The organism is Actinoplanes sp. 13 (assembly GCF_056134165.1).
Window position 1 is genome coordinate 53,047 of record NZ_JBVYOQ010000035.1, and the last position, 12,731, is coordinate 65,777.

Below are 12,731 nucleotides of genomic sequence, written 5' to 3' on the forward strand. Positions count from 1 at the left end.
CCGGCACCGCACCAACTGGAACTGGCGCAGGCCGGCCCGGGTCCACTCAGATTCTTCATGCTCCACGTTTGCTCCGCATCAGAACTGTTCTCCGTGTTTCCACGGCACCCACTCCGTCTTCGAGTGGTCGATGAACGAGTTGAACAGATCGATGTCTTCCACGTCGATGATCCACTGAAGCCCGCCATTGTCATCGTGGAACCGTCGATAGGCGCTCGGGTGGAACTCGTCCAGGAAACCGGGCTTCATCGTGAAGATATGGTATCCGTCCTCATACGGGCCTTGACCCGCGTACTGCCGTGCAACCTCTTCACTGTCGCCGAGATAAGCGAAACTTCGCCCGTTCTTGTCGATGGCCGTATGGTTCGCCGCGCTCAACCCGTTCGCTTCTGCTTCCCTATTACCTCGCTGTGGCGCGCGATAGACCTTGTATCCGCAGTTGTGCACCAGTACCGGGGTGGCGCCGACCTGCACGTAGTAGGTGTGCACGTCGCTGACGGTGAGATTGTGAACGATCGCGTCGCGAACTGTCGAGCGATCGACAGCCGTGATCTGCACGTGGACACCGGCACTCGTCCGCAGCCACTGGCCTGAGCGGAGACCGGTGGCCGGCACCCATCTACCAAGTTTGGGCACCCAGAACGGGTGACCGTCGGTCGCGGTGACCTGGGCGGTTTCGGAGCCCCGCTTCCCATCAGTGTCGACGGTGATCCGCACCAGGTGCTTGACACCCTTGCCCTTGATCGCCGCGCTGACGGTCTCCGTCCGCGTCTCACCTGTCTCCGGATCGGTGACCCTGACCTTGTCACCGGGCTTGACGTCTTCGATCGGCTTGGTGGAGCCGTCCGCCATCAGCACCCTGGTACCGGAGGTGAAGCTGTTGTCCTTGCCGGAGTCGTCACATGATCCGCCGCCGGACTTTCCGCCGTTGCCACCCCCACTCGCACCGCCGTTGCTCCGCGAGGTTCCGCCGGATTTGGACGACGACCCGCCCTTGCCGCCACCTCCACCCTTGCCGCCGTTCGATGCGGAGGAGCTCTTCGGGGCAGCCTTGGACTGAGCTTGTTTCTGCACCGGATTGCCGGTCTTCTTGGTGGCGTCGGCTGCCTTGTTGCTCGTCGTCTTGGCCGCGTCGCTGGCCTTTTTCTTAGCGGCTTGTGCCGCCTTCTTGGCCCGCTCGATCGCCAGCTTTTTGGCTTGTATCGCCGCGGCCTCGGCCGCCCGTGCGGCCGCCAGCACCGCTTCAGCCGCCTTCTTCGCCGTCCGCCAGGCCTGAATCGCGGCGATCGTCCGGTCGATGGCCCGCAACACCGTGGGAATCTTGCCGAGTTTGGCCCACGGGATTGCCCCGATGATAAGGCTGCCGCACGACCACATGTCGCCGCCGAAGCAGGCCATCGCGTCGTTGATGCCGATGAAGTCCTTCAGCAACGACCATGCGGCGGACAGGATCACGTCCGTCAGCGACCGGTTCGCGTTGACCTGCGCCTCAGCGATCTGAGCCGCGGACAGACCGGCGCCGGCCAAAGCCGCGGCCATCTCGGACGGGGTGAGGGAGACCGACAGGCCGGTCGGGTCGGAGTGCGTGACCGGGTTGTTGTGGGCGTACGCGTACCCGTTCGACTGCAGGGGGTCCGCCACGTCCAGCACCGCGTCCGCGGAGAGAAAACGTCCTACCTCCGGGTCGTACATCCGCGCGCCGAGCGGCACGAACCCGGACGGGTCGTCCCGCACCGCATTCAGGAAGCCTCGATTGGTCTGCATGTTGAGCGCGAGTGGGGCGGTGGCTCGCTCATTGCCGAATGGATCCTGCTTGCGGATCCGCACGCTCATCGCGCCGCTGAGGAGGACCTCGGCGTACGGACTGCCCTGATGATCTCCCACCACGGCAACCAGAGCAGAGACCGCGCCTCGCATCGAGTAGCGCACCACCGAGCCGCCGGGAACCGCGTAGGCGCGCTGAACGTTGATCGCAGCGCCGCCCTTGTGAACGGTGACCTGTGCCTCGCCGATGCTCAGCGTGGCCTGGCGTCCCTGGATACTGAGGAGGCGGGTACCACCGGGGCCGTAGATGTAGGTGGTCTCGTCCTGCGCGTCCCACTGCTGTCCCGCGGCGGCCGCGTTGCATGCCGACAGTGTCACCGGCGTCCCGACGGCGGTCACACTGGCGCACAGGGTCGACGCCGGATGCGTGAGCTGGCCGTTGGCGCCTCGTTTGAACTGCTGGGCGGTCGACCCGTCGCACTTCTGCAGGAGTAGGCCCGAACCCGTCGTGTTGGCTGTCGGCTGCGCACACCAAGCGCCATCATGCTGGGTCAGCGCACCCAGATTGGCGTCGGTCTGGCCCGGTGAGGGCTTGAACGACCACTCCTGCGCGAGCGAGCCGTTGCAACCCCAGATCTGAATCTTCGTGCCTGCAGCGGCCTTGCCGCTGTCGACGTCCAGGCAGTGGCTCTCCAGCCCGATGTAAGCCGTCCTGCCGTTGCTGCCCGAGCCGGAGATGCGCTCGATCTGGCCGTCATAGGTCCAGGACAGTTCTTGAGTGTCGCCGTTCTGCACCGACGTGACCGACCGTGTGTCACCGGTCACCTCGTAGAGCCGCTCAGCCTCGGCAGTGACCTGGGCACCGGCCGGAGTGGCGTACTTCTTGGTGACCTTGGTCAGCGTGCCCGGCTGGCTGCCGTCAGCCTTGCCGTAGGTGTAGGTGCTGGTGGCATCCTTGGCGGTGTTGCCGGTGATGTCCTTCTCGACAAGCTTGGTGCGGTTGCCGAGCAGGTCGTACTCATACTCCTGCCAGTAACCGGCGTTGTCCTTGCCGGCGGCGATATTGGGCGTGCCGTCCGCCGACTTCGGGCCTGCCGCACAGGACTCCTGATCCTTCGACGTCCACGCCTTGGTCAGCTGACCGACCATGTCGTAGTCGAAGCACTGCCGCTCCTCGATACCGGTCGAGCGTTCCCGGATCGAGGTGACGTTGCCCGCGCTGTCGTAGCCGTACGAGCGGTGCGACGCCAGGACTCCGCCGACCAGAGTCTTGTCACCGGTACCCTCCCGGTAGACGTGCTGGCTGGTCAGCGCGCCGTCGGCCTCGTCGTAGGTGTTCTGCGCCCACACCCGGTACGGCTGCGACCCCAGCGTGGACCGCATGAGCTGCCCGTACGGCGAGTACGCCGTCTCCGAGCCGTACCAATCCTGACCCGATACCGAGAGGGGCAGGCCGTCCTTGGTGTACCGCGCGATGACCTTCTCGCTCGGCAGATTACCGATGGCCGGGACGGTGACCGACTCTGTGAGTCCTGTGTCGGTATAGGTGAAGTTGTACGAGTACGAGGGCTGCAGACCCCACGCCGAGGCGACGTCCGGCGGCAGCGTCAGAGTCGTCCCCGTGGGCTCGTAGTCGGTCGTATATCCGGCAACGGTCTGCTTGTACGGCTTGCCGTCGGTGTACCGAGTCGCGGTGGCCGGCAGACCGACTCCACCCGGTGCCGTGTCATAGGTGAACTCGGCCCGCAGGTCGGTCAGTTCCCATCCGAGGTATTGCTTGGTCGGCCGGGACAACCCGTCGTACTGGGTGACGACAGTGGCGCCGCGGGCGTCGGTCGTCGAGATCGGACGGTCACGATGGTCGTAGACGGTGGTGGTCTTGCCGGTATTCGGGTCGTTGGCCTCGATCATGCGACCGCGCTGGTCATACTTCCACGACCAGAAGTTCGCTGGTTTCGCCTCCGAATTCGTCGCCTTGAGCATCAGACCACGCGCATCGAGCTCGTAGCGCATCGAGGTGAAGCCGCCCGGCGCCGCGTCGTTGAACGTGTCCACCCGGGAGGTCCGGCCGAGGCCGTCCGTGAAGATCCGGTACGAGGCCGCCCCCGCGGGGTTGCGCACGATCGACCAGTCCGCGCCGTACTCGTACTTCGTCGCCCGCGCCGGCGTCTCCTGCCCGCGCAGCACCGGCGTCTCCGTCAGCACGCGACCGAGCCCGTCGTACGCGTACCGGGTGGCGTTCGGCACCTGCATCTCGGAGTCCGGGGTGAACAGGCTCCCGGACGGGTTGCCGGCGGTGAAGTAGGCGTTGTTGGTCTGCCAGACCTCGCCCGAGCTGTTGTAGAGCGTGTCCGTGATCAGCCGGCCGCTGCCGGTCGCCTGCTCCTGGGTCTGCCGCTCGCGCCCGAGACCGTCGTAGATGGTCACCGACGTCTCGATACGGTTCTCGTGGCCGCGGGTCTTGGTGGTGATGAACGGCGGCTTGCGCTCGCCCTCGGCGTTGGCCTGCGGGATCGTGTAGACCGCTTCGAAGTCCGCAACCGGCGCACCGGCGCGGCCGGGCGCCCACCCCTTGACGAGCCGGCCCAGCGGGTCGTACTCGGCAGTGCTGACGTGGTTGTTCGCGTCGGTTGTCCTGAGGGTGACGGCGCGGCCCGGCTCGAGCTCACGGGTCTGCTTGTGCCCGAACCCGTTCTCTTCGGTCACCTTGAACGCCTGCCCGGTGGCCGGCTCGTAGGTGATCTTGGATTCCTTCATGTCCGGGTCGAGGAACTTGACGACCCGGCCGATCGCGTCGAACCAGTAGGCGCCGTTCCACTCGAATCCGGTGCCGTCGCCCTTCAGCGACCACGACTGACTGGCCAGGCCGCGGGTGTCGGCAGCGAGCGGCTCGCCGTAGCCGTTCTGGTCGTACACGGTCCGGCCCGCCGACGAGAGCGACTTGAGGTCGTCCCAGGTCGCCGCCGCGCACGTGGTGGGGCTGCTCCGGGTCTGCTTGGTCAAGCCGATCAGGTTCTTGCCGGTGTGGTGCACATATTCGAGGAAGGTGCACGACTCGTCCCCGGTCCTACCGGTGTCACCGAGCACCTCGACGTGTGTGGGCAGCCCATACGTCGTCTCGTACGTGGTGCGCGTCTCGGTGCTGCGCAGCGTCCGCTTGTCGTCGCCGGTCCCGGACGACCGGGTCCACGTCATCTGCCGTGGTTCGGTGACGCGCCACGTCCGCAGCGGGCTGATCCCCTCCCGCGCCCGCTCGGCCAGTTTCGTCGCCTGCGGGTAGGTGATGCTGCGGGTCAGCCACTCGCTGTCGGCGTCACCGGCCGACGCGTACGTCAGTTCCTCGGCGATCCGCCCGGCGAACGGCTCGGCGTCCTTCGCGATCTCCGCGCCGGTGATGTCCTTCACCGGCACCGTGTCGCCCATGCCCCGGAAGTACCGGGTGACCGCCTTGGTCCGCCGGCTGCCGATCGCCGCGTCGTCCGCCCCGGTGATCACCGTGGTCTGCTCGAAGCCGGCGAAGTTCGACCAGGTACGGGTGGACTTCTTGGTGAACTCGGCCTCGGCCAGCCGCCAGCCGGCGTTCTTGTAGTCGTAGTTCGTGGTGGTGCCGACCGCGCCGTCCACGGCGGGCAGCTCCTGGATGCTCTCCACCACGTACTTGTGGAACCAGTCGATGTCCTCGGCGGCCGGGTCCGGGTGCCAGAACACCGGGTAGCAGAGCCGGTCGTTGGCCTTCAGCGCGGCGGTGTCGTCCTTGCCGGGCAGGTCGCTGCCGGTCGCACACTGACCTTCGGGCTTCTTGTACGTCACGACGGTCTCGCCGCCGTACTCGTTGATCACCCGGCCGACACGCAGGCGGGAGAAGCCGGGCCGCGGGTCGCCGGCGCCGCGCAGCACGCGGTTCGGCATGTCCTCGGGGTCGGCCTCGAACCGCACCGGGTTGAGGGTGACCTTCTCGTCGGTCGTGCCGTTACGGGCGTAGCCGGTACGGGTGATCGACTCCAGCCACAGCGCGGTGTTCGGCCCGGTGCGCAGCTTCGGGAACGACTGCTTGAGCTGGTAGTCGTCGACGACCTGACGCGCGGTGGTGTCGAGACGCCGCTGCGCCGACGTGGTGATCTTGTCCAGCCGCTTGCGGGAGAAGAACGACGGTCCCGCGTTCCAGCACTTCTTGCCGGCCTCACACCGCAGGTCGGCCGGGGTGTCGTACCAGATCCGGTACTTGCCGGGGTCCTTGTCGGCGAAGTTCTCGTCGGTGCAGTTCACCCCGTCCTCGGCGAAGCAGCGCTCTGCGACGGTGAAGTTGACCCGGGCCGGCGCGGTGCCGGTGAGGACGTTGTCCTTGCGCAGGCCGTAGTCGATGCGGGTCAGGTAGCCACCGCGGTCGTACCGGACCGGCGATTTGAAGTCGAAGTTGCGGGCGTAGTAGTTGGTCTCCTTCGCCCACCACAAACTCATCGCGTTGCCGTGCAGGTCCTCGACGTAGTCGAGCGACCAGCGCCAGCCCTGGGTGCAGAAGGACTTCTTGAAGTCCTCGATCGTCGAACCCTGGTAGCACGGCTCGCCGGGGTTGTTGCCGTACACCGGCGCGGTCAGCACCGAGTTCGTCACCGCGGCGCCCTCGGTCCAGCCCGGCAGGCGGTTCATGCCGAAGTGGTACCGGATGCCGTCTCGGGTGGTGACGACCCAGTACTCACCGTCCTTGTCGCCGTTGGCGCGACCGGTGTCCTTGACCAACTCGACGTGGGAGCCGTCGCCGTTAGCGGTGGTCCACCTGCCACCGGAGAGGACCAGCTCGGTGGTCAGCCCGCCCAGTGACAGGGTGGCGTTGTCGGATCCCCAGCAGAGGTCGGCGGTGCGGTGCTTGGCGTTGTTGGAACCGTCGGTCTTGGAGTCCTGCCGGCAGTTCGCGTAGGTACGCGTGATCGATCCGGCCGCGTAGTCCCAGCCGTCACCGATCCACGAGGCCTGGTTGTTCGTCGCCGAGGTCCGCCCGTCGACCGACTGCGACGAGTAGGACAGCGCCACCTTGGGCGCGAGGCCACCCGCGGTCTCCGGCACCTGCACCTGGTACGAGTACGTGAACGCGCCGGACGACGAACCCGCCGCCCACGAACCCGACGACTGCAGCGGGGTGGCGGTGAAGTCACCGGCCGCCGAAGCGCCGGTGTCCAGGGCGCCGATCACGCCGGAACCGCCGGCTGCCGCCCGGGCGACCATGCCGCCGGTGCCGCCGGTGCTGCCGGTGCCGGAGTCGGCCAGAAGCCGGTTGACCGGCACGGTGCCGGTGACGATGCGGCGCGGTGCGGCGGTCTTCGGCGCATCGGTGGCGGCGGCCATCGTGCGCGCCAGCGGCGCCGTGGCCGGGACCAGCTCGATCTCGCTGGGCAGGGCCTGCGCGACCGTCGCACCCGGGTCCAGGCCGGCGTCGTCCTCCTCGGCGGGGACCGGCGCGCAGTCACCGGTGCCCGGCGAGTCGTAGACGCAGTCCGGCAGCGCCATCAGGCCGAACCGGTCGGCCGCCTGCGGGCCGTAGAGGTCGGCGAAGAGGGTGTAATCGACGCTCAGCGCCACCTCGGCGGCCGGGTCGGCGGTCGGCGGCGGCGTGACCTTCATGATCATGCCGGCCACGTCGGCGTCCTGTGAGGACTCCGGCGCCGCCAGATCGATCTTCCAGGTGCCGGCGACGGCGGCGGCGTCCCCGCCCGCCGGCACGCCCAGCGCGATCGGCAGGTCACCGACCGGCACCGGGACGGCGCCGGGCGCCGCGCCGGTCAGGTCGGCCGTGCCGGTGCCCTGCTCCCACGGGTCGACCGCGGTGGGCACGTACTCCTCGGTCGCCACCACGGGCGCCGTGGTCAGGTTCTCCTCGGCGCCCTCGTCCTCGTCGACCGCGGCGGCCTCCGGCAGCGGTGGCAGATCGACGACCGCGTCCTCGCGGCCCATGCCGGCGCCGGGGATCGCATATGCCGCGACCGGCAGGCTGGTCACCGCCAGCGTGGTGGTCATCAGCAGGATGACCGCCGCACGGCCGCGGCGGCTCCACCGAAGGCCGGAGCCCCTCAGGACCGGACCTGTTGCACGCATACGCGTCGACTCCCACCAGGCGCGAAAGACGGAAGAGAAAGGTGCATGAGCACCAAGAGGCACACGCCGGGCAAAGGCGCGTGCGGCGAACTTTTCCGCCCGGCACGGCGAAACACCAAGGTTACGGACAGTGATGTTCGCCGATGTCCAGTGACATCGGTCACTGCCTATTCCATGTCCAAAGCAGACAAGATCACGGAATCACCTGATTGGGACAAGCGAGTTGATCTTAGGCTGCAGCCCATCAAAAATTCGGACGTTCGGTACGTGCTGGACGTAACTCTTGTGGTGTTCCTTAAGTCGATCACGGATCGATAACAGTCGAGGGATGGACGGGCAGCCCGGCCGCTTGCGATCGTGAGCGCGCTCTCTGCCCCGCGGCCCGCCGTACGGGGCCGTTCGTGCTGTCCCCATTCCGCCTGGTCCCCACGGGAGTAGACCGCCGTGACCGCGCCTCGCCTGCTCAGTCCGTTCGTGCGTACGCGCACCCGGCTGACCTGCACCCTGGGCCTCGTACTGGCCGCCACCGTCACCGCCGCCTCGATCCCGTGGTGGCCGGACGGCGCCGACCCCTCCGCCGCACCGACCGGCACCGGCACCGCCGCCGTCCCGGTCGTCCCCGCCGTCGCCGGCCTCAAGGACCAGGCCACCGCCATGGCCGAGGCGCTGCGCTCCGGCAAGGAGGTGCTGGTGGAGGCGGCCACCACGGCTACCTCACAGACCTGGGCCCGCCCCGACGGCCAGGTGCGCGCCGAGTTCGCGGCCGTGCCGCAACGGGCGCGCAACAGCGAGGGCCGCTGGGCGCCGATCGACAACACCTTGCGGACGACCGGTGCGGGCGTCCAGCCGGTCCTGCCGCACACCCCGGTCACGTTCTCCGCCGGCAGCGCGAAGGACGACGTCACCGAGACCGTGCTCGCCGAGGTCACCACCACGGCCGGGCCGAAAGTCACCTACACCTGGCCCGGCCCGCTGCCGGAACCGGTGCTCGACGGCAACCGGGCGTTGTACCAGGAGGTCCGCCCCGGCGTCGACCTGCTGCTCGTCGCGCGTCAGGAAGGCGGCTTCGGCCAGCTGCTCATCGCCAAGCGCCGGGACGCCGCGGTCGACAAGACGCTGGCGTACGGCCTGCGCTCGCAGGGCGCGGTCTTCCGCCGCGACACGACCACCGGCGGTATCCGGATCCTCGACGCGAAGACCGGCGCCGAGATCGGCGACATCCCCACCCCGATGGCCTGGGACGCCTCCGGCAAGGACCCGGAGTCGCCGGAAGCACCGCGCACCTCGGTGGCGACCAGCGCGGACGTGCTGAAGCTGTCCGGACTGAGCGGCGCCGAGCCCGGCTCACGGCACGCGCCCATGCCCACCCGCCTCGACGGCGAGGGCGCCGCGAGCGCCACCCTGCACCTGGACGTCGCCGCGACCGGCCTGCTGAGCGACCCGGGCGTGCGGTTCCCGCTGTTCCTCGACCCGACCATCAACCCCGGCGAGACGGCCTGGCTGTTCGTCAGCAAGAAGCACGGCAACAGCAACTTCATGAACGGCACCGGTTACAACGGCGGCACCAGCGACGCCCGGGTCGGCTACGAGAAGGACACCGGTGTCACCGCGCGGTCCTTCTGGCGGATGGGCTTCCAGAACATCAAGGGCGCCACCGTCAGCTCGGCCACCTTCAAGGTGCTCAACAACCACTCCTGGTCCTGCGACGAGCGTGAGTACCAGCTCTACATGACCGGGGCAATCTCCACCGGCACCACCTGGAACAAGCAGCCCGGCTGGAGCCACTTCCAGCAAAAGATCAACTTCGCGCACGGGTACGGCACCGCCTGCAAGGACGAGTACGTCGCGTTCAACGTCAAGGACGCCGCCCAGCGCGGGGCCGACGCCGGCGCCACCAACATCACCCTCGGCATGCGCGCCACCACCGAGACCGACACCAACGGCTGGCGCAAGTTCCAGGCCAACACCGCGGTGCTCAGCGCGACCTTCAACCGCAAGCCGCCCAAGCCGCACACCGTGAGCGTCACCCCCAACGGGGCCTGCGCGGTCTCCCCCAGCACGCGCACCATGGCCAAGGGCAACATCACCATCAAGGCCCGCTCGGTGGACGCCGACGGCGACAAGGTCAACCTGCGGTTCCGCTGGTGGGCGACGACCGCGAGCGCGCCCGCCGGTCAGGTGATGCTGACCGACAAGGACGGCTGGGCCAGCGTCATGATCCCCACCACCACCCTGGCCGACAAGGTCACCTACAACTGGGACATCCGCGCCGAGGACCCCACCACCCAGTCCGAGCGCTACCCCAGCGACACCACCACCTGCCGCGTCACCATCGACGCCTCCGCGCCCCCGCCGCCCGACGTCACCAGCACCGACTTCCCGGAGGCCACGCCGGACGGCACCACCTGGGCCACCGTGAAGTTCGGCTCGACCGGCGGAGTCGTGTTCCAGTCCGAGGGTGCGACGCGGTTCACCTACACCTTCAACGGAGTGGGCACGCCGGTGCCGGTGACCGCGTCCGGCGGCAAGGGCACCGTGCCGGACCTCAGGCCGCGGCACTCCGGGCCGAACGGGTTGCACGTCGTCGCGTACGACGCGGCCAACAATCCCAGCTCCACCACGGTCTACTCGTTCTACGTCCCGCCGCGCGACACCGCGGACGGCCCCGGCGACATCGGCGGCGACAACAAACCCGACCTGGTCATGATCGACGCCAACGGGAACCTGCGGTCGCTGCCCGGTGACGACGGCGGCGACCTGTGGGGCTCCATCGCAGCCTCTTACACCACCGGCGGCGCCCTGGACCCGAAGGGCCACTGGACCGACCCGTCCACCGGCGCGGCGGCCCTGATCGCCAAGCACTCCGACGTCTATCCGGGCGACGGCACCACCGACCTGTTCGCCCGCACCCACGACGGCTTCTGGCTCTATCCCGGCGACGGCTACGGCAGTTTCAACGTCGACGACCGGATCAAGGTCCTGCTGCCGGCCAACGCTCCGGCGCCGTCCAGCTGGATCCAGATGAAGGCGGTCGGTGACATCACCGGCGACAAGCGGGCCGAACTGATGGTCCGCTCCGCGGACGCGCTGTACGTCCTCGGCGGCTACACCGGGGCCAGTTTTCAGTCGGCGACGCTGATGAGCCAGGGCTGGGGACGGTCCGAGATCGTCAACCTGGCCGACGCCGACCTCGACGGGACCCCGGACCTGATCTGGCGGCATCTCGACCAGGGCGGCATGTGGCTGCGCCATGGCAAGCCCGGCGCCGTCGCCGGCAGCGTGAACCTGGACTCGCTGAAGACCGCGGCTGCCTCCCGCCAGGGCAGCGACGCCCAGTACGGCACCGGCTGGACGACCATCAAGGCGGTCATCGGCGTTCCCGACGTCAACGGAGACCGGACCCCGGACATCTGGGCGGTCGTGGCGGCCACCGGCGAGACCCGGATCTACCACACGACGACGACCTTCGGCGGCACGCAGAAAGTCGTGGTCTCCACCGACTGGCGGAACGTGAAGGCGTTCGCCTGACCGCCGTCGAGGGTTTCGCGTAACACCGTCGGCCGCCGGGCCGGGACAGTTCGCTGTCCCGGCCCGGCGGCGTTTTTCGCGGCGCGTGCGCCGTAAGTTGGCGCGGTGGCCGGACATTACCTGGTGTGAGACCACCACGGACGCCTCAGGAACGACAGCAGCGCCTGGTTCTGCTGTGGACCGCGCACGCCCCGAGCGTGCTGGCATATGCGTCACGCCACGCCGACCCGGAGACCGCGCAGGACGTCGTCTCGGAGACGTTCCTGGTGGCGTGGCGGCGGCTGGCCGACGTGCCCGACGACCCGCTCCCCTGGTTGCTGGTCGTCGCCCGCAACACCATCGCCAACCAGCGCCGGTCCGGCCGTCGGCGGCAGCTTCTGGCCACCGGGATGGAGCGTCTCCACGACATCGCCGAACCGGCCGCCGATGTTCTCGCCACCGAACGTGCCGAGGTCCTCGCCAGGCTGGCCGCTCTCACGCCGGGGGAACGTGAGGCCCTGCTGCTGATCGCGTGGGACGGCCTCTCGCCGGCGCAGGCCGCCCGGGTCGCCGGGTGCTCCCTGCCCGCCTTCCACGTCCGCCTGCACCGGGCGCGCCGCCGGCTGCGGACCACCGACTCGTCCACCGTCGCCGCACAACCGCTGACCTCTCCCGGAGGCACCGCATGAACGACCCGTTCGACACCCTGCGCCGGCTGAAGCCGGTCGCCACCGTCGACTCCGCCGCCCTGGACCGGCTCCTCGCCGTCACCGCGACCGAACCGCCCCACCGGAGTCACCGCAAGGGGATCGCCGTGACCGCTGCCCTGCTGGCCTCCGGCATCGCTGTGACCGCGGCGACCGGCATGCTGCCCCGCTCCTTCACCGGGGCCCTGTCCTTCTGGGACGACGAGACCGGCGGCGCCGTCTCCGCCGGCAACGGCCGCCGCATCGCCCAGCAGCCCGGCCCGGACGGCAAGGTCCTGACGGTCTGGTCCGCGGGCCGGGCCGGCGGGACGACCTGCGTCTCCGCGCTCCTGGAAACGCCTGGGCCGTTGGATCGCCCGGCACCCGCGGATTTCCAGTCCGCGGGCGGGCAGTGCAATTCGCCTGACACACCCGGCACGTTCGGGGATCTGGGCGGCTCGGCCACGCCGGAGGGCATTCACACGATGTGGGGGGCGGCGGGTGGAGCAGTCCGTGCGGAACTGCACCTGGCGGACGGCACGACCCGGCCCGCGCTGTCCGCCGCGGGCATGTTCTTCTGCTGGTACACGGCCGCGGAGGCGCCGACGTTGGTCGGCTACGACGCGCAGGGCAAGGTGGTGGGCACGCACCCGATGCACATCTTCACGCCGCGGCGGTGACCAGGAG

General features: G+C 68.9%; 4 protein-coding genes. 3 read left to right on the forward strand and 1 reads right to left on the reverse strand.

Annotated elements, in window-relative coordinates:
• Positions 1–78: 78 nt before the first annotated feature.
• Entirely contained in the window at positions 79–7,851 is a 7,773-nt protein-coding gene (locus AC0NH5_RS38110; RefSeq protein WP_474412398.1) for a ricin-type beta-trefoil lectin domain protein, read from the reverse strand.
• 444 nt (positions 7,852–8,295) lie between these two features.
• Here AC0NH5_RS38110 and AC0NH5_RS38115 point away from each other — a divergent pair, with 444 nt between their 5' ends.
• The 3 genes from AC0NH5_RS38115 (at position 8,296) to AC0NH5_RS38125 (ending at position 12,724) form a co-directional block, all read left to right on the forward strand.
• On the forward strand, positions 8,296–11,379 hold the full coding sequence (locus AC0NH5_RS38115; protein ID WP_474412400.1) for a DNRLRE domain-containing protein: 3,084 nt from the start codon (positions 8,296–8,298) through the stop codon (positions 11,377–11,379).
• A 125-nt stretch (positions 11,380–11,504) separates the two neighbouring features.
• Positions 11,505–12,047: an RNA polymerase sigma factor gene (locus AC0NH5_RS38120; protein WP_474412402.1), complete on the forward strand. Its 543-nt coding sequence runs from the start codon at positions 11,505–11,507 to the stop codon at positions 12,045–12,047.
• Complete coding sequence (locus AC0NH5_RS38125; protein ID WP_474412404.1) at positions 12,044–12,724, forward strand: hypothetical protein; 681 nt, start codon at positions 12,044–12,046, stop codon at positions 12,722–12,724. Before AC0NH5_RS38120 ends, AC0NH5_RS38125 begins: the two co-directional genes overlap by 4 nt.
• Positions 12,725–12,731: the final 7 nt, after the last annotated feature.